Source organism: Thiomicrorhabdus sp. ZW0627 (assembly GCF_029767005.1).
Classification (GTDB): domain Bacteria; phylum Pseudomonadota; class Gammaproteobacteria; order Thiomicrospirales; family Thiomicrospiraceae; genus Thiomicrorhabdus.
In genome coordinates this window covers 3,667-21,860 of record NZ_JARUQR010000002.1, presented here as the reverse complement: position 1 = coordinate 21,860, position 18,194 = coordinate 3,667, and the positions used below count along the sequence as shown (strand labels likewise).

Below are 18,194 nucleotides of genomic sequence, written 5' to 3'. Positions count from 1 at the left end.
TCGACAGGCCTGTTCGGTTTCAAAATCTACTGGAAACCGTACATCCGTTTGAAGCCGCACTCCGCTTTCGGCAGCCACTCAGGCGCGACATAGTACTGTTCGTATACCGGCTTTAAAATCCGCTCCCGATACGTGGCATAGTCAAAGCCGATCCCGGTTACCAGATAGTAGACAATTCCTTCCACCGGCTTAAGCTCCTCAATCTTCGCATCCTTGAAGAAACTCGCCACCTTCTCTAGGTCTTTCCGCTTGCTGACAAAAATCGTCAAATCCTGTCCGTCCAAACTCTTGTAGTTCACTTTCTTGTCGTCTTCGCGCCCATATTTCGACGTGCTCATGAACACATGAATATCATCATTCGCGCAATAATAAGACAGAGTCGACTGACTGCTGTAATCCAAGGTGAACATCATTTTTTCCCGCGGCAGCAATGCGCACACCTTATCGGTCTGCGTATAGATCGCCGCTTGCGATTTATGCGCGTCCGGCAAGAGTTGAGTCAGAAACGGCAACGCCCCCAGCAGAACGACGGCAATCACCAGAGAACTGACGGCATTGAATAGGTATAAGCCTTTGAGCTTGGCATCCGGCAAGGTCACGTATAGCAGATAGATGATCGGAATCGACAACAACGGCCAGTGCAAACCAATCACGTTGGAAAAGCTCACCAAGACCAAAACCAATAACAAAGGCAGCCCTGCATACACAGCCAGTTTCTGGGAGAACCCGGCATTCCACTTGGCATAGCGCACCCAGTAGTAGACGCCCAACGGAGACAACATCAACACCAGCATGCCCAGATACATCAGGACGTTGTTCAAATCGATTTCGCTGTCACGGGTACGCGAGAAGAAGTTGAACAGAATGTTGTTCCAGCAGTGCGTCAGGTTGAAGTAGATGTTTTCACCCACAAACAACAAGACAATCAGCGCGGCCAGCAACGGCAATTTCCAACCATAGGTTCTGATGTTCAAGACGCTGAAAATCAACAGGCCTGTGAGCATAAAGACGGCAAAATATTTGGATAAAAACGCCATCCCCAGAAAGACGCCGGCCAAGACCGCAAACGCCCAGGACTGCTCCCGCATCGCCTTGGCAAACCAAAACACACCAATAAGACCAAAAAACACCAGAACCGTATCGTTGGCGTTGATGACGAACATCAAGGAAACCGGAGAGACAAAAAACGCCATCGCCACATAGAACGCCGGTTTGGAATCGTGTTCGTTTTTCAAAGTCAGAAGCTTGAAGATCAGATAGGCAATCAGAGCGGCAGAGAAAAACGCAAAAGCACGATACCAATAGAGATTGTCCGCCACCAGACTCAGTACATAATTAACCCAGCCGACGGCAGGAGGATGGTCGTAATATCCGAGAGAGATATCCTGTCCCCAAACGATGAAATAAGCTTCGTCACCGGTTAGCGGGGTTGCGAACAACAACGCGGTTTTGAGTAGAACGAACAACCCGAAAAGTACTTTTTCGGAAACAGGCAGGCCTGCCCACAATGAAGGAAGTGAAAGGCGGCTGGAATAAGTTGTCTCGGACAAGGAAGTTCCTTTAAGAAATCATTTGATGCGGATAAAGAAGATCATAACATCGGCGGCCAGGCATTCAATACCAAAGCGCACAGACAGCCTACTAGGATACCCGCCAAGATCTCCGGTTTGGAGTGCCCCATGCGCTCGCGCAGAACCGGCGCATCGGAACCGGCTTCCCGGTTCAATCGGTTGATCGCCTCAGCCTGCTTACCAACCTGACGTCGCAAACTGCTGGCATCCAGCATCACCACAAATGCTACCCCCAAGGCAACCGCAAACGCCGGATGATCGATGCCTTCACGCAAAGCAATCAAAGCCGCAACACTGCTGACAATCGCGCTGTGGTTGCTCGGCATGCCGCCGTATCCGATCAACTCAAATGCCATCTTTTTAGCTTTAATGCTATTGATCGCGAACTTAGTGACGCCGGTCACCAACCAAGTGAAAAATGGAATCAACAGGTAACCCAAATCCATTTACAGCACTCCTGTCGTTTGCGGCCACAAAGCCCAAAGAGAGGCGACCACCCAACCAATAACGGTAATCATCAACTGCTTATCGGTCAATAAGGCATCAGTCGGCGACTCACCCTCGCCGAGAAACTCAACAATGTACCAATAACGGAACAGACCAAACAATACAAACGGCACCGTGATCACCAGTTCGGGACGCGCCGACATCACAAAGAAACTATAGAATAACAGAGCGCCGGTTGCCGAAATCTCGGCGAACTTATCAACGATCGACACCGAATACATCTTCAACACCTTGCGGGCGGCATCGCCGCTTTGCGTGATCTCCTGACGGCGCTTGATCGCCGCAAGGAACAGTGCCAGACTCAGGGTCGTGACGAACATCCACGAAGAAACCGGCACGCCAATGGCCATGGCTCCGGCGTACACACGCAAGACAAAACCGATGGCGATCGTGAAAATATCCACCACCGGCTGGTGCTTCAAGGCGTAGGAATAAGCCAGATTCAACAACAGATAGGCGACGATCACCTGCATCACCGCAGGCTGAACGAAGAACCCTGTAATCAGAACGCCATACAGAATTGCCAATAGAACATATGCTTGAGCAGGCTTGACCCGACCAGACGCCAAGGGACGTTTCAAACGTTTCACCGGGTGTATGCGGTCTTCCTCAATATCACGAAGGTCGTTCACCACATAAGTCGCAGAGGATGCCAGACTGAACAGTACAAAGGCTAATAGACTTTGACCGACTGAAACCCAATCCAGAAACTGGCCCGCGAAAATCAACGGCGCGAGTACGAATGCGTTTTTAATCCACTGGCGAGGTCGCATCAACAGAATCAAGCCGGGTAATACCGATTTATTACCCTGCCCATAAGTGTTAGAATCCATAAAAATCTATCAACCTCAAAACCAGTTTCGTATAAAGGAAAGGGGCCTGACCACACAAGTATTATTCCTTGCGTTCGGCCGTAAATCTAAAAAAATGAAGATTGCGCTAATTTACACGATTTTTGCGGTAATCGCCACCGCCGCCAACATCCTGAGCCAGGATTTAAGCGTCACTCTGTATCAAGGGAACTATGCGATTCTTTTATCCGTCATGGTCGGCACGGCCGTCGGTCTGGTGGTGAAATACCTGCTCGACAAAAAATACATTTTCAAATACCAAACCACCAGCATCCAACACGGTAGCCGAACCTTTTACCTTTATACCGTAATGGGGCTGGCGACCACCGTCATCTTCTGGGGATTCGAATTCGGTTTTGAAGCGCTTTTCCACTCCAAGGAGATGCGCTATCTCGGCGGCATCATCGGGCTGGCGATCGGTTATTACGTCAAATACCAACTGGATAAACGCTTTGTGTTCGTCCACAAAGAGGCACTCTCTTGAAACTCTCGGGCTGGGGACAATACCCCACCGCCCAGGCGGAAAGCCGGGTGGTGCATTCCAAGCGCAAGGTAAGCGAACTGTTGGCGGAAACGCAATCCGCCCACCTGATTCCGCGCGGATTGGGTAGGAGTTACGGAGACAGCGCCCTTGCCGAACAGATACTGAACACCCAACACTTGAATCACTTCATGGCATTCGATCCGTCCACCGGCGAAATCAGCTGTGCCGCCGGCGTCAGTTTTGCGGAACTGCTTGAGATTTTCGTCCCGCGCGGCTGGTTCCTGCCGGTGACACCGGGCACGAAATTCGTCACTGTCGGCGGCGCGATCGCCAGTGACGTACACGGCAAAAACCATCATCTGGACGGTTGTTTCAGCCAACATGTCCTCTCGATCAAACTGGCACTGGCCTCCGGCGAAATCATCGACTGCTCGCCATCGGAACATCCCGAACTCTTCCATGCGACTTGCGGTGGTATGGGATTGACCGGCGTCATACTTCAAGCCACCTTCCGCCTGCTACCGATTGAAAGCGCCCTGATCGAAGAACGCAGCTACAAGACCAAAAACCTGGCCGAAACACTGGAACTGTTTGAAGAACATGAAGCGTCCACTTACTCGGTGGCGTGGATCGACTGCCTATCTACCGGAGACAAACTCGGACGTTCGCTGTTGATGTTGGGCGAACACGCTACCCGTGGCGAACTCGAAGCGCATAAGAACAGCAAACTCAATGTTCCGATCAACATGCCGAACCTGCTGCTGAACCGCTACTCGATTCAGGCATTCAACACCCTGTACTACCACAAGCAGACGCAGACACACGCCCAGCGCAGCGTCCACTACGAACCGTATTTCTATCCGCTTGACGGCATCCACAACTGGAACCGACTCTACGGCAAGAATGGTTTCACCCAATACCAATTCGTCCTACCCAAAGAAGCCGGACTGGAAGGTATGACCCGAATTTTGAAAGAGATCGCCCAATCCAAACGCGGTTCATTCCTGGCGGTACTCAAGGCATTCGGAGCGGCGAACGAAAACTATTTGAGTTTTCCGACTGAAGGCTATACTCTGGCACTCGATTTCAAGATCGATGCGGCCCTGTTCCCATTCCTTGAAGAACTCGATCACATCGTGCTCGACTACGGCGGACGCCTCTACCTGACCAAAGATGCCCGCATGTCGGAAACGACTTTCAAACAGAGTTATCCTTTATGGGAAACTTTCCAGGAAGTTCGCACGCGATACGGTGCGGATCAAGTGTTCAACTCCCTACAATCGCAACGTTTAGGACTCTAAGGCATGAAAAATATTTTAGTGATTGGCGCAACCTCGGCCATTGCGGAACAAACCATCCGTCTCTACGCCAAACAAAATACAAACCTGTACTTGTTGGGACGCGATGAGGAAAAACTCCAGGCCATCGCTCAAGATGCCCAAATTCGTGGAGCTGAATCTGCTAGCTTTCATGTTCTGGACTTCAACAACTTCGACCGACACCCCAAAGTGCTGGAAGCCGCTTTCGCCAAACTGGGCACCATTGACCTGGTTCTGATTGCCCACGGTTCACTTCCGAACCAGCAGGCCTGCGAGGAAAGTGTCGAAACCACCCTGCGCGAACTTAACACGAATGCGATCAGCGGCATCGCTTTGCTGACTCTGATTGCCAACCAGATGGAAATGCAGGGGTGTGGTACCATCGCCGTCATTACGAGTGTCGCAGGCGACCGTGGCCGACAGTCCAACTACGTCTACGGTGCGGCCAAAGGAATGTTATCGATCTTTCTGCAAGGTCTGCGAAACCGTCTGTTCAAAAAGGGCGTTCATGTATTGGACATCAAGCCCGGTTTCGTCGACACGCCGATGACGGCAGAATTCAAAAAAGGTCCGTTATGGGCTAAACCGGAAACCATCGCCAAGCAGATCGTCAAGGCCGTGGAACGGCGCAAGAACACCCTGTACACACCGTGGTTCTGGAGCATCATCATGTTGATTATCCGCAACATTCCGGAAGTCGTGTTCAAAAAACTTAAGCTCTAAGCTCGCAGTCCAAACAATAAAGAACAAACATCGAAAAAGATATGACTGAATCAAAGCACCTCAAACCGCACCAAGCCGCTTTTCTGTTAGTCGGCCTGATGACCCTTGTGCATATTGTGCTCGCCTTCAACACCGAACTCGGTGGTGACGAGGCGCATTACGCCTTATACGGCCTCATGCCGGACTGGAGTTACTTTGACCATCCACCGATGGTCGGTTGGCTTCAGATCATTCCGATGTGGCTGTTCCCAACCGACTGGGGCGCCCGAATCGTACCGATTTCACTCTACATTATCCTTAACTATCTTCTTTACCAGATCACCGTTCGCCTATTTGCACAAAATGAACAGGCCTGCTCGGATTCGAAAACGATCTGGACAGGCTTTGCCAGCCTGCTTTTGCTCAATGCGACCTTGATGTTCCCGCTCATGGGGATGGGACAGCTTCCGGACAACCCTCTGATGGTTGTCGTTCTGGCAATGGTATGGCTGGTTTGGGAGATGCTCAAGACTGAAATCCCTTCCACCAAACAATGGCTCCTGCTCGGATGTCTGGTCGGGTTGGCCGCACTTTCGAAATATACGTCCATCACCATCGTTGTCTCCTTGCTCCTCGTCATGATGGTGGAAAAGCGTTGGTACTGGCTAACGCAAAAAGGACTGTGGCTGGCAATTCTGATTGCACTGGTCATCACCGCTCCTCTGCTTTATTGGAACGCCATTCACGATTGGGCTTCTTTCCTCTATCAGCTACATCACGGCACCCATAACCCGGATTGGCGCATCGTACGATTCTTACGCTCTCAAGCCGCACAGTTTATCGTTTATACGCCACTGCTCTTTATTCTCGGATGGTGGATGATGCTTAAGGTTCGTAATTACCGGAGTCCGGCAACCCGATTATTACTGCTGTTTGCCGTACCGGTTTTTGTCTTGTTTGCCTGGGGCTCCGGCCGAGAGGAAAGCCTGCCGCACTGGCCTGCACTGGCGTGGCTTCTGTTGATTCCGGTCGTGATTGATTGGCTATGGCAACGCCGCGCCAAGCTTGGCGTGAAAATCGTTATCGGCCTGCAACTGGCACTTAGCTTGGTTCTAACCGTTGTGATGCACAGTTTCCTGTTCACCCCTTGGATTCCTTTTGAAGACCATAAGAACCCGATTCAGGGTGAATATGGTTGGAAACAAGCGGCCGCAACCGCTAAGGAGATTCAAGCCGAACTCAGTACAGACAAAACGCCATTACCGTTGTTTGTCTCCAACTGGAGTTACGCCAGCCATTTGACTTGGTATGTACGCCCCCAGCCGGTTTATGTCACAACGGCAAGGCAAACCCAATTTGAATTCTGGTTTGGCAAGGCAAAAGCAGGAATGGACGGTATCCTGGTGGTTCCACACTATGAAAAGATTCCACCTTTGACCAACCAGCCCAATCATTTCGAACGCTGCGATTTGGTAAAAAAACTGCCAATCCGCGCAAACGACTCTATAATAGTGAGCTATTATTTTTATCGCTGTTCCAACTACTTGCAATAACCGAAAGGAAGACAAATAGCAGGGAAAGCGGCATCAATTCACAGAAACGACGGCTAGACAGTATTAGAACATTATGATTTCAATTATCGTTCCAACCTACAAAGAGGTTGAAAACCTCAAACCGCTCAGTGAAATGATTCAAACGGCTCTGAAAGACCGTGACTATGAAATCATCATCATGGACGATAACTCTCAGGACGGTTCGGCCGAACTCTGTGCGGAACTGGCGGCAAGCCACCCTATCCGCATCATCACAAGAACCGAAGATCGTGGGCTCTCCCCTGCTGTGATCGACGGTTTTGACAATGCCAAGGGTGACTATATTGTCGTCATGGATGCCGATCTGTCACACCCTGCCAGTGCGATTCCAAAAATGATCGACCAACTGCAATCCGGTGAAAGCGATTTCGTACTGGGTTCCCGTTACGTTGCCGGTGGCAGCATTGACGAAAGCTGGACATTGTGGCGATATATCAATTCGGCGGTCGCTACCTTGCCGGCCCTGCCGTTGACTCGCGTCAAAGACCCGATGTCCGGTTTTTTTGCGGTACGCAAGGCCGACATCCCGCCACGCAAAGACCTCTCTCCAATCGGCTATAAAATCGCGTTGGAAGTCATGGTCAAAGGCGATTTCAAGAAAGTTTCGGAAGTACCGATCCATTTTGTCGACCGCGTACACGGTGAATCCAAACTGACGTTGGCCGAACAGCTCAAGTATTTGCGCCACCTGCGCCGCTTGTACCAACACAAATTCAAGACCAAAGCTGAATTCTTCCAGTTTGCGCTAGTGGGCAGCAGCGGATTCATTGTGGATTTGGTTGTGTACTTGCTGTTGCAGACGTTAGGACTTTCCCACACCGTCGCCCGAGCTATCTCTTTCTGGCCAGCCGCGTCCTGGAACTGGATGTTGAACCGCATCATGACGTTCAACCATCGTGAAAAAACCAACAAGAAAGTTCAGTGGACGGCCTTTGTAAGCAGTTCCCTGCTCGGCTTCTCGGTCAACTATGGAACCTATTACACCCTGACCACCTATGTGCCGTTTTTTGAACAGCACATGATCTTTGCGCTGATCATCGGGGTCTTGATGGGAATGGGCTTCAACTTCACGATTTCAAACCTGTTCATCTTTAAAAAACTGCGCGACGAAATCAGCGAAGAATCGGACAAGCGCTAAGCGCGTACCATCGAAATTCAGTCCTTACCCCGCTTCGGGGAAGGACGAAATGCCATCTGTTGCTCAACCATCCCATCGAAAGCCGTTAACAACGGTGTGAAAGCACTTTCATCATTTTCCAATTGCGATAACACTTCATAGATCGCCTCGATCGTCGATAAGCTGTGTGAATTTTTCTGTTTACGGATTTTATAGGCCGATTGTTTAGCTGGCTTGAGCATGATGCGTGGCAATTTATTTAACGCAGGATTAGCCATTACAATCTTGTGAGCCTTGCGCCAGGTACCATCTATAACGAGAACCTTGATGTTTTCCAAGGGCTGACCTGCTCGAATCTGCTCAATGGTGTGGAGCTGACAGTCGCATTCCTCGGTTTCAGGGTAAAGTAAATAAACCGCTCCGCTTTCAAGCCATGAAAACAGAGAATCTTCTTCCGAAAAATCTTCTCCGACCCATGTTCGACAGTTCGACAGACCTAACTGTGCAATCCGTGCCGTGCCCTTAATTTGAGTGACTTCGGACGGATGTTGTAAGATACCGATTTCAACCCGGTTATCAACCGGACGGATCAACGGGCACAAACAGACCTTTTCGGGGCGTGAACAAATTGGACAGACGATTCTGGACATAATTCAGAGCTTCATAGAATATTGGCAACCATTATGAACGAAACAGTTTATCAAAAAGCGCAAACGCACGACATTCACCTGTTGAACCATTTTCTCAAACAACACCATCAGGCAAGTGCCTCGCGAGGCGATTTCAACTACATAGCCAAACGGGATAATACCATTGTCGGCTGCGCCCGTTTGATTTCGATCGGCTCAACAAACCAAATGGAAAACAGCTTCTGGTTAAGGGGGGTTTTTGTCCGGGAAGAGAATCGCCGTCAAGGCATTGCATCACAGCTGATTGAATTCATGCATCAGGACTTATTGCAGCGACAAACAATGGATGGATTGTCAGAATCGACGTGTTTCGCTTTCCCGCTTCGCCATTTGAACGGTTTCTACGAAGCACTAGGCTATGAACATTGCGAGATCGACTCTCTGCCGGAATCTCTCCAACAACGTTACCGGCAAGCCCTGAACACGGGAAAAAACTGGCTTTGCATGATGAAAACAATCGATTAAACGCTTTTCTGAGAAACTCGACAGGCCTGTTGAAAATTACACTTTCGATGAAATTTCAGTTTGAACGTCCATACCGCCTTCCGCTTCTTCAAGAAGGTGCTCGGGGATCTCTTTTCGGGTCTTACCCGCCAACTCCTTAAGCATCTCCGCTTGACGAACCAAGTTTCCGGAACCTGACATCATCTGCTTACGGGCCGTTTGATAGGTGCTCTGCGCAGTATCCAATTGCTTACCGACCTTTTCAAAAGTCTCAACAAACCCGACGAACTTGTCATGCACTTCCGCTGCTCGCTTAATCAACTGCAAGGTATTCTCGCTTTGACGTTCGTAACGCCACAACTGCTCAATCGTCTTGAGAGTCGTAAATAGCGTCGTCGGCGTCACCACCGCAACCCGTTTTTCAAATGCATTCTCGAAAACACTAGGATCGGCCTCAATTGCCATCATATAAGCACCTTCGACCGGCACGAACATCAAAACGAAATCCGGTGCATTGAGGCGTTCCAAATGCTCGTAACGCTTTGCTGCCAGCGTATCAATATGATTTTTAAGGCTACTCAGATGCTGCTTTAAAGCAGTTTGCTTTTCAACTTCCGAATCACTGTTCAGAGCTTTTTCGTAATGAAGTAGCGAAACCTTGGAATCGATGACGATATGTTTGTTATCCGGCAAGTTAATCACAACATCCGGCCGTTGGCGTTTGCCCTCGTCATTGACAAACGATTTTTCACGATCGAACTCAACCCCTTCCCGAAGCCCCGAACGCTCAAGCAAACGCTCAAGAATCAATTCTCCCCAATTACCTTGCGTCTTGCTGTCGCCTTTTAACGCTTGAGTCAGATTCTGAGCTTCTTCAGTCATTTTACTGTTCAAACTCTGAAGCTGTTTCAACTGTTCGGTTAAGCTTGCACGTCCTTCGATGTCTTCCTTATGGGCGGTTTCGACCCTCTGTTTGAAAGATTCCAGAGCCGCCTGCATCGGTTTGAGGACCGACTCGACACTCTGTTTACTGTGTTCGTTGAATTGTGACTGTTTACTCTCGAAGATCTGGTTTGCGAGCACCTTGAACTCGTTCGCAAGTTGCTGCTTGGCTTCTTCTAATAACTGAATCTTCTCCTGCGCATTCTGCTTTTCGTTTTCCAGGCGGCTCGTCAGTTCCGCTGAGGTTTCTCGAAGCTGATTGTTTCTCTCCTGCAATTCCAGCAGCGATGTTTCCTTTTGCTGCAAAACATTCTGGAGATTCTCCAACTGCCTTTCCAGCTGGATCACACTGCCTTCCAAAGGTTGCAACTCTGAAACTCGTTGTTGCAGCTTCTGTTGACTTTCAGCCAACGCTTCCATGGATTTGAGCTGTTCCTGCTGACTTGCATTTTCGATACTGAGCCTGTCCAGCTTCGATTTTAAGGAAAAACGTGAATAGATAAGGTAAAGAATGGCAACTCCCCCTGTAGAGCCAAGGAGAGCCATTTGAGGTACAGAAATTTCAATCATTGTTATTGTGGGTTTGGCGTATTGACCGTTTTGACAGCCTTAAGATCGCGTTTAACCGAACTGTCGTCCGCTTTCAGTATTTGCTGTTTCGTGCTTGGCTTCTTGTTCAACTTATAAGTCTCGACCATTTTATTCTTGCCTGGATAGTAGGTACTTCCGACCGGAATGAAGACATCCCCTTTGGTTTCGATGTCCATTTCCACGCCACGCAAATTACTTTTGTCGTAATCTATTTTTACGTGCTTGGAAGGAACTTCTTCAAACTTATTGTTGATACGTATGATTTTACTGCCATCCGGTCTTTCGATTACCGCTGATACTTCAAGTTTTTTAGGCAATACAACACGCGGTTTTTTCTGAACAAATTTCTTAGGCTTTTTTACAACTTCTTTTGGTTTTTCAGCCGCTTCTTTATCCTCACCTACCTGCCCCACTTTTAAACTTTTTAAATAAGACAAGCGTTCGGCATCGATCTTGGCTCTCTGTTCAGGCGTCAACATCAAACGATCAAGCTTCTGTTCCGCAGCAACAGCAACATTAACCGATGTTAACAACAAACTCACGGCGATTAGTGTGCCGGTTGAAAAAGTTTGAATGATCTGTCGCCATTGTTGTTCCATAATTATTTCCTTCCAAGCGGCCTGTATTATAAGTTCTTATCAATTTTAGAGTGTGAGTGGAAGACAATCAAAGAACATTTCGTTTCGATATTCCCTTCCTTAGGATCGAATTTAGCCTTCACCACTTCAGATTTCTCTTTCATCTCATAACTGCAATTATCCACCAGATAAAACGGAGAAACCCTCTCATTGATGGCATTAAGCAACTTGGGAAGATCCCCGTCGTGTTGTAACGACATTTTAATATTCAAACGACTGAAATAGAAAATGCCTCGATCTATTTTAATAGACTGGAAACGGCGGCTATCCAACTCCTGTTCGGGCGTAAACTGGAAAGAAAATTCAGGAATCACCAACGTCTTCTGCATCTGAATAAGAGAGTCAGCCCAGAAAACACGATCCTGGGCTTTAACAATCCCCTTTCGAACCAAGTCTTTATATTTTTCACCGTACTGCTGATAAAGCCGAACCTGTTGCTGCAAAAAAGTGACCTGACTTCGTAACGAATTAAGGTCTTTTAATTTAATGGTCTCTTCTTTCTTCAGCTCGATCTGCTTCTCTTCTAAAAAATGCCACAAGCCTGCGAATAGACCTATCAGGACAACAGCAATAATCACCGGTTTTAAATAAAACCTTTTAAATAGAGACGCTGAAACAACATTATTTAGACTGGGCATCGTTAACCCTCATTTTGATTTTAAACTCTAACGCGGTAACGGTTTCGTCTTTGGTAAGAACAGTTAAAGCTTGCTTTAAATTACGGTTCAGCGGCTCTTGAGTCAAATCCACCTGTTTGACATTTGGGAGCTTTCTCAAATCGTCCATCAAAGCATCCACCCATTTAACAGGATCTCTGTAGTATTCCACAAATGGAAAAACCCAACCCTCTAAATCGATTTCATAAGTGTTACTGTCAAATCGATCGATCTGCTTCCATTCCAGCTTGTTCAACTGAACATGCTCGTGTTTGCTGAACACTTCGCTAATCGGTTCGACATTGAATCCCATGGTTCTATCGGACTTAAGGCCCAGAATCGCCTCGGAAAAGTCTACGGATGCTTTGATCTTTTTCGCATCGGTCTGTAATTTAACCTCTTTCTGCAAACGATCCTTCTCAACCTTATGCTCTTGAATCTTCTGGTCAAGCAATTCCAGTTTGTGCTGATCCAAATAGGTTCCGATACCGAAAACCAATGCGAATCCGATTAATGAAATCAAAAGCAAACTATTGAAACCGATGAAACTTCTATAGCCTAACAGAACCGCATTGATCTTCTTAACATAGTCATTGAAATAGGACTTGGTCGGAGAAGCATTCAAGACATAATCCGCCATTGCTTCCGCTGCATAATATTCTTTAGGATCTACGTTGCAAATAACTTGCTCGTATCCCAAAGAATTGAATGTAAGGGCCTTAAATAAAGCGTTTTGCAATTCTTCCTGAGACGTAACCAATCCCTCATCCAAGCAGCGTTGATCCATATCGATCAGACAGTTTTCATCATTGTCGAGAAAGATATAACCGATTGCGTGGTTATCGCCGGAAAGGTTTTGGTTATAGATATAGTTTCGAGCCAGTTTCGCTTCATGAATTAACGCCGACTGAATACCTTGAAAGTCATCATCTTCCTTTTCGATTTCGATCAAACGGCTAATACGCAGCTGACCTTCATAGAAGAAGGTTTGTCGATAAGTGTTTTTCGATTGTCTGGAGATGATGAAAAATGGGCTATTCATCTCCTTTTTCGTTAAATTAAATACGTTCTTTACATATTTTTTGAAATAATCCGCCAACATGAATGGGGCGGAATAGATTCCTTTAACGATGATTTCAGCTTCTTCCAAAGAAGAGATGAAGTTCATGATGTGAGCAGGAGCCATAATGGATGCTGAAAGGATCAGTTCATCCACACGGCCTTCTTCGTTGGTCTGCGTCAGGCCGGTCCACTCAGTATAGATAAAATCGGCACCTTCGGATTCAAGACGCTCAACCAGTTGTTTGCGGATAGCGGAACGCTCCCACAAATAAAGCTTTGGATAAGCTTCAACGACGATATCCTCATCGACCAGATCAATAACGATGGAAACTTGCCCACGACTTGGAAAGGTAGACAGCCACTCTTCAATAGCTAAGGTGTCTTCCCAATCGAAGAACAGGGGGGAACTTAGACTTTTACAATCATCCGAATAGATTCCTACGCCCTGATCATTTAAATAGAATACAGCTTTCACAATTATTGTACCTTTGAAATGGTGTCATAAATTGGACCAAGTACTGCGAGCATGACCCAACCGACGATAAACCCCATTACCATCGTTAAAATCGGTTCAATCGTGGGTTCGATTTTCTCAATTAATTCTTTCGCTTCACGGTCGTAAAAATAACTGATGTTTTTTAGGGCCTCATCCATCTGTCCGCTGCTTTCTCCCACTCTTATCATTCGGATGGCCATGGATGGAAATACCTGTGCCTCTTGGAAAGCTTCATGAATCGGCCGCCCTTCCTGGATAAAATGAACAGCATATTCAATATTTCGCTCTAAATAGGCATTCCCAGCGACCGCAGAAGTCATCTTCAGACTATCTGTAAAGCTAACCCCGGCTCCGTACATTACCGCTAAAGAGTTGGCGATTCTGGCAAGCTTCAGTTTATATATGACGGGACCGATAATGCTGACCTTAAGAAGCTTTTCATCTGATTTTATCTTGAAGTTTTCAGACTTGCTCCGCCACCATTTGAGTATCATATAAATAACGATCGGGGTAATGAAAAGTTCCAATAGGTAATCCTGAATAAATTCAGAAGTCGCAATGAGTGAAATCGTCGCAAAACCTAGCTCCCCGCCCATGGATCTAATAAAGCCAAGTAGCTCCGGTACAACGAAGACCATCATTAAGATGACTACCCCGATAACGACTGTCGCGACTATGGCCGGATAAATCATGACTTTCTTAGCCTTTGAAATCAGCTCGTCTTCCCATTTCAACATATTCGCTAAATCGGAAAGAATTGCATCCAAGCGCCCCGTGTTCTCACCAACCGAAACCAGAGAAATGTAGACGTTTCCAAAAACATCTTCATACTCCCTTAAAGCATCCGAAAATGTCGAACCACCCTGCATGGAATCATAAATACCAGCCAGCATCTCCTTGACAGCGTCATTTTCATATGACTCTCTCAAGTCATCAATGATTTCCATCAATGGAACACCTGCCTTGAGCAGCTGCTCAAATTGGAACGTGATCGAAATCATATCCTTACGGCTGACTTTCGTTTTCCTAAGACCGAACAGGCCACCCGACTGTTTTTTACTGCTGATCAGGTCGATGTTTTTCTTTGCCAATCGCTGCGACAGATCTTTTGCGTTGGCAGCAGGCATTACACCATTTACGCGCTTGCCGAAACGATTAACACCTGTGTAGCGATAATTCTCCATCTAAGACCTCTACAGTAACTCTGTTAAATTCACGACTCGGCTGACTTCTTCAATAGAGGTTTCCCCCTGCCTCACCCAGCGTAATGCACTTTGAGCCATGGTTGAAAAACCTTGTCTCAGTGCTTCTTCCAATATGACATGCTGAGATTCGCCCGCGAGCATTAACTCATCCATCTCACCGGTAAATCTCAACGTTTCCAATACGGCTAAACGTCCTTTATAACCGATATTGTTGCATTCTGAACACCCAACGGGTTTGTATAAAGTAACCGACTCATCATCAGGTATCTTCATAATTTGTCTTTCAAACGTCTCAGCCTCATAAGGCTGCTTACATTTCTTACAAAGTTTTCGCGCCAGTCTTTGAGCGATAATCCCGATAATGTTCCCCGCCAATATCGAAGGAGAAACGCCAATATCAATCAGTCGGGGAATCGCCCCAATTGCCGAGTTAGTGTGTAAGGTGGCAAAAACCTGATGCCCCGTCATCGCGGCCCTTAATGCCATCTCAGCCGTGTCCGGATCTCGAACCTCACCAATCAAAATGATATCTGGGTCTTGTCGTAACAAAGCTCGGATACCAGCCGCAAACCCCATTCCGATTTCTTCATTAACGGGTGTTTGCCGGATTCTCGCCATCGGATACTCGACCGGATCTTCGAGGGTCATAATATTGACCCCTTCCTGGTTCAATTCATTAAGTATCGAATACAAGGTCGTCGTCTTACCGGATCCCGTTGGCCCAGTAACCAGCAAAATCCCCGTAGGACGTGCCAGCATCAACTTCAATTCTTCGTAAGAGTCTGTATCCAGACCCAGCTTATCTAAAGGAACAATCCCCTTTTCCCTATCTAAGATACGCAATACAAAGTTTTCACCGTGCGTAGTAGGCAGGGACGAAACACGAAAGTCGATTCTACGACCATGCACGATTAAATCCATGCGCCCATCTTGAGGAAGCCTTTGCTCCGTGAGATCCAACCTGGACATAACCTTTAAACGAACGACCAGGCCTGACCAAAACGACTTATGCAACAAACGTACTTCTTGCAACACACCATCTATACGGTAACGAATACGTATGTAATTTTCTTCTGGCTCGAAATGCACATCGGATGCATTTTTTTTTACCGCATCCGTTAAGATGCTATCAACCAAACGAACCATCGGCTGGGAATATTCTCTGGCTTCAGAGATACGGGTAATATCAATTTTCCCCGTTTCCAGCTCCCTCAAGATACCGTCTATCGATAACTCATACCCATAGTAGTTATCAATGGTATTGAGTATCTCTTTTTCGACCCCTAAGGTCGGTAAAATTTGAATATCAGGCTTCTGTATGTGCCTTTTCAGCTTATCCAACAAGAGAATATCATCGGGCGAAGCCATCGCCACTTTCAACGTGTTATCGCGTAAACTGACTGGCATAATCAGATAATTACGGGCAAACGATTCCGAAATTAAACTGATTGCTTTTGCATCTGGAACAATACCGGACAAACTCATTGAGTCAAAGCCTACGGATTCACCGATTGCCTCACTCACGGCTTCTTCTGTCAGAAACCCTAATCTAAATAGAACTTCCCCGAGCTTCTTGCCTGTCTTCCTCTGTTCGGTTAACGCAATCTCTAATTGATCGGGAGAAATTTTCCCGTCAGCAATTAAACGTTGCCCTAAAAGCCCCGGGTGCTTCATAAATCATTTTGCCCAATATACTGCTTGATCGATGCCAATCTCAATTTAACTTGCTCAACATCAAAGTTTGTTGTTTTCGATTCGGAATGCACTAACCCTAGCGTGTAGTATTTTTCAGCCAACGCATACTTTCCAAGATGATCCAAACTGATTGCCAAGTTCACTAAATAATCCGGATTTTGTTGGTCTAGACGATGCGCATCGAAATAAGCAGACTGAGCCTTCTCCCAATCGCCTTCCTGTGCATAAATATTACCCAACGCGTAATTCAATATCGATGAATCCGGATGTTTAATCAGCACCCGCTTTATTTCTCGTTTCCAATCCTGGCCTGACAGATTGGAACCGACCAATGAAATAATCGCTTCAAACGCATGGATATTGTCAGATGATATCTCTAAAACCTTATAGTATTGCTTTAAAGCTTGCTCTTCCATGTTCATCTGAGCGTAGACGGCACCTAGACCATTCAGTGCATCCACATCTTCAGCATTATCCTGCAAAGCATTTTTAAACAGATCTTCGGCCTTTTCAAAATCTCCTGCATACAAAGCTTGATAAGCATTTTGCACATACGGTTCAACAGGCACTGACTCTATATTGACCACCACCGAGGGTTTTTGAACTTTTGGCTGAATGACTTTTTTTGTATATGCGGTTGTTTTAACAGGCTGAGACGGTTTAGATTTTTTAGGTAACGAAACTGTGGACTCAGGTTCGCTAACAGACTTTTCGGATGAAATCCCTTGTTCGGCTTCCGCCAAGTTTTCAGCTTCTGCTAACTTTGTTTCTTGAACTTCTTCTGATATGGCAGGCTGCTTTTTCTCTTCGATTTTAGCCGGTGCTTTGTACGGCTCCATTTTTACAATGTCGTACTTGTGCATGCTTTGCTCTAATTTCAAGCTTTGATCCTGATAGTAGAGAATGCCGAACAACCCAAGGAAACTGAACACCAAAATGGACAATAGCGTGTAAACGGTATAATTGGAAGATCTGCCAAATAGCGCGCTTCGCAGACTTTTTGGTAGATATTTTCGGAATCGTTTGTCCGAACTCAGAATCGGATTCTGCTCAGGTAGGCTTTGTTCGACATGAGGTAAAACAGGATTTACTTCTACCTCCGGCAAGGTTGGTTCTTTTGAATCGCCATACCCTGGCAACGAACTCAAACTCCATGCGTAGCTATCATCAGGGGATTCTTTCGAAGAAGTTTCCTCTTGAATCTGCTCCGTGGATGCAGCTTGTTCTGCTTCAACCAGAGCTTCATCGGAGGCAATTACGACCTTTTCTTGGGCATCATTAGGAATACCTGTTCCCACCTCATCCACATAAGGTGCACTCAACACACTACCCAAAGCCGATGCCTTTTCCTCGGGAACTTTAGCATCGACAGTTGACTCCCGATTTTCCTTCTCTACTTCATTAGGCAATTCTAACTCATCAATGGATTTTACAGGAGACTCGTCATTAACGGTCGGGGATTCCTTAACCAATTGAATGGAGGAGAGTAGTGATTCATGAACTTTCTTACCGTCATCCGAACTGTCCTGGCCTACCCCTTCGGACTTAACCTCTTCGGACTTAACCTCTTCGGACTTAACCTCTTCAGCCTTAACCTCTTCAGCCTTAACCTCTTCAGCCTTAACCTCTTCAG

At 46.9% G+C, this 18,194-nt stretch carries 17 protein-coding genes; 6 read left to right on the top strand and 11 right to left on the bottom strand.

Annotated elements, in window-relative coordinates; all coding sequences use genetic code 11:
• Positions 1 to 26: 26 nt before the first annotated feature.
• The 3 genes from QCB45_RS06400 to QCB45_RS06390 are packed head-to-tail and all read right to left on the bottom strand — an operon-like array spanning position 27 to position 2,911.
• Entirely contained in the window at positions 27 to 1,550 is a 1,524-nt protein-coding gene (locus QCB45_RS06400) for a glycosyltransferase family 39 protein (protein ID WP_279420038.1), read from the bottom strand.
• A 41-nt stretch (positions 1,551 to 1,591) separates the two neighbouring features.
• Complete coding sequence (locus QCB45_RS06395) at positions 1,592 to 2,017, bottom strand: divergent PAP2 family protein (protein ID WP_279420037.1); 426 nt, start codon at positions 2,015 to 2,017, stop codon at positions 1,592 to 1,594.
• The gene (locus tag QCB45_RS06390) at positions 2,018 to 2,911 is read right to left on the bottom strand and encodes a decaprenyl-phosphate phosphoribosyltransferase (protein WP_279420036.1); all 894 of its coding nucleotides are present in this window, start codon (positions 2,909 to 2,911) and stop codon (positions 2,018 to 2,020) included.
• A gap of 94 nt (positions 2,912 to 3,005) precedes the next feature.
• On the opposite strand from QCB45_RS06390, the gene QCB45_RS06385 reads away from it, so the two are divergent.
• The 5 genes from QCB45_RS06385 (at position 3,006) to QCB45_RS06365 (ending at position 8,164) form a co-directional block, all read left to right on the top strand.
• On the top strand, positions 3,006 to 3,413 hold the full coding sequence (locus tag QCB45_RS06385) for a GtrA family protein (RefSeq protein WP_279420035.1): 408 nt from the start codon (positions 3,006 to 3,008) through the stop codon (positions 3,411 to 3,413).
• Positions 3,410 to 4,714 carry an FAD-binding oxidoreductase gene (locus QCB45_RS06380; RefSeq protein WP_279420034.1) on the top strand — a complete coding sequence of 435 codons (1,305 nt, stop codon included), beginning with the start codon at positions 3,410 to 3,412 and terminating at the stop codon, positions 4,712 to 4,714. The genes QCB45_RS06385 and QCB45_RS06380 overlap by 4 nt, the downstream gene beginning before the upstream one ends.
• 3 nt (positions 4,715 to 4,717) lie before the next feature.
• Positions 4,718 to 5,455, top strand: coding sequence for an SDR family oxidoreductase (locus QCB45_RS06375; RefSeq protein WP_279420033.1), 738 nt, complete (start codon positions 4,718 to 4,720; stop codon positions 5,453 to 5,455).
• 41 nt (positions 5,456 to 5,496) lie between these two features.
• Entirely contained in the window at positions 5,497 to 6,987 is a 1,491-nt protein-coding gene (locus tag QCB45_RS06370) for a glycosyltransferase family 39 protein (RefSeq protein WP_279420032.1), read from the top strand.
• A gap of 73 nt (positions 6,988 to 7,060) precedes the next feature.
• Entirely contained in the window at positions 7,061 to 8,164 is a 1,104-nt protein-coding gene (locus QCB45_RS06365) for a glycosyltransferase family 2 protein (RefSeq protein WP_279420031.1), read from the top strand.
• Between the two features lie 17 nt (positions 8,165 to 8,181).
• Here the strand turns inward: QCB45_RS06365 and QCB45_RS06360 are convergent, their stop codons facing one another.
• Positions 8,182 to 8,793, bottom strand: a complete 612-nt coding sequence (locus tag QCB45_RS06360) for a DTW domain-containing protein (RefSeq protein ID WP_279420030.1) — start codon at positions 8,791 to 8,793, stop codon at positions 8,182 to 8,184.
• 21 nt (positions 8,794 to 8,814) lie between these two features.
• Between QCB45_RS06360 and QCB45_RS06355 the strand changes: the two genes are divergently transcribed.
• Positions 8,815 to 9,297: a GNAT family N-acetyltransferase gene (locus QCB45_RS06355; protein WP_279420029.1), complete on the top strand. Its 483-nt coding sequence runs from the start codon at positions 8,815 to 8,817 to the stop codon at positions 9,295 to 9,297.
• 36 nt (positions 9,298 to 9,333) lie between these two features.
• On the opposite strand, the gene rmuC is transcribed toward QCB45_RS06355, so the two are convergent.
• The 7 genes from rmuC to QCB45_RS06320 all read right to left on the bottom strand — a co-directional run.
• The gene (gene rmuC / locus QCB45_RS06350; protein ID WP_279420028.1) at positions 9,334 to 10,764 is read right to left on the bottom strand and encodes a DNA recombination protein RmuC; all 1,431 of its coding nucleotides are present in this window, start codon (positions 10,762 to 10,764) and stop codon (positions 9,334 to 9,336) included.
• Positions 10,765 to 10,790: 26 nt separating this feature from the next.
• Positions 10,791 to 11,408 carry a hypothetical protein gene (locus tag QCB45_RS06345; protein ID WP_279420027.1) on the bottom strand — a complete coding sequence of 206 codons (618 nt, stop codon included), beginning with the start codon at positions 11,406 to 11,408 and terminating at the stop codon, positions 10,791 to 10,793.
• Between the two features lie 26 nt (positions 11,409 to 11,434).
• Positions 11,435 to 12,025: a hypothetical protein gene (locus QCB45_RS06340; protein WP_279420026.1), complete on the bottom strand. Its 591-nt coding sequence runs from the start codon at positions 12,023 to 12,025 to the stop codon at positions 11,435 to 11,437.
• A 43-nt stretch (positions 12,026 to 12,068) separates the two neighbouring features.
• Positions 12,069 to 13,640 carry a hypothetical protein gene (locus QCB45_RS06335; protein ID WP_279420025.1) on the bottom strand — a complete coding sequence of 524 codons (1,572 nt, stop codon included), beginning with the start codon at positions 13,638 to 13,640 and terminating at the stop codon, positions 12,069 to 12,071.
• A gap of 2 nt (positions 13,641 to 13,642) precedes the next feature.
• Entirely contained in the window at positions 13,643 to 14,845 is a 1,203-nt protein-coding gene (locus tag QCB45_RS06330; protein WP_279420024.1) for a type II secretion system F family protein, read from the bottom strand.
• A gap of 9 nt (positions 14,846 to 14,854) precedes the next feature.
• Positions 14,855 to 16,540 (bottom strand): ATPase, T2SS/T4P/T4SS family, encoded by a 1,686-nt coding sequence (locus QCB45_RS06325; RefSeq protein WP_279420023.1) that lies wholly within the window; start codon positions 16,538 to 16,540, stop codon positions 14,855 to 14,857.
• On the bottom strand, positions 16,537 to 18,194 hold a 1,658-nt coding region (locus QCB45_RS06320; RefSeq protein ID WP_279420022.1), incomplete at its 5' end, for a tetratricopeptide repeat protein. The genes QCB45_RS06325 and QCB45_RS06320, both read right to left, overlap by 4 nt.

Excerpts from the sequence above, each read along its gene's own strand:
- QCB45_RS06395 (WP_279420037.1), bottom strand. The coding sequence starts at position 2,017 with ATGGATTTGGGTTACCTGTTGATTCCATTTTTCACTTGGTTGGTGACC.
- QCB45_RS06390 (WP_279420036.1), bottom strand. The coding sequence starts at position 2,911 with ATGGATTCTAACACTTATGGGCAGGGTAATAAATCGGTATTACCCGGC.
- QCB45_RS06385 (WP_279420035.1), top strand. The coding sequence starts at position 3,006 with ATGAAGATTGCGCTAATTTACACGATTTTTGCGGTAATCGCCACCGCC.
- QCB45_RS06375 (WP_279420033.1), top strand. The coding sequence starts at position 4,718 with ATGAAAAATATTTTAGTGATTGGCGCAACCTCGGCCATTGCGGAACAA.
- QCB45_RS06370 (WP_279420032.1), top strand. The coding sequence starts at position 5,497 with ATGACTGAATCAAAGCACCTCAAACCGCACCAAGCCGCTTTTCTGTTA.
- QCB45_RS06365 (WP_279420031.1), top strand. The coding sequence starts at position 7,061 with ATGATTTCAATTATCGTTCCAACCTACAAAGAGGTTGAAAACCTCAAA.
- QCB45_RS06360 (WP_279420030.1), bottom strand. The coding sequence starts at position 8,793 with ATGTCCAGAATCGTCTGTCCAATTTGTTCACGCCCCGAAAAGGTCTGT.
- rmuC (WP_279420028.1), bottom strand. The coding sequence starts at position 10,764 with ATGGCTCTCCTTGGCTCTACAGGGGGAGTTGCCATTCTTTACCTTATC.
- QCB45_RS06345 (WP_279420027.1), bottom strand. The coding sequence starts at position 11,408 with ATGGAACAACAATGGCGACAGATCATTCAAACTTTTTCAACCGGCACA.
- QCB45_RS06330 (WP_279420024.1), bottom strand. The coding sequence starts at position 14,845 with ATGGAGAATTATCGCTACACAGGTGTTAATCGTTTCGGCAAGCGCGTA.
- QCB45_RS06325 (WP_279420023.1), bottom strand. The coding sequence starts at position 16,540 with ATGAAGCACCCGGGGCTTTTAGGGCAACGTTTAATTGCTGACGGGAAA.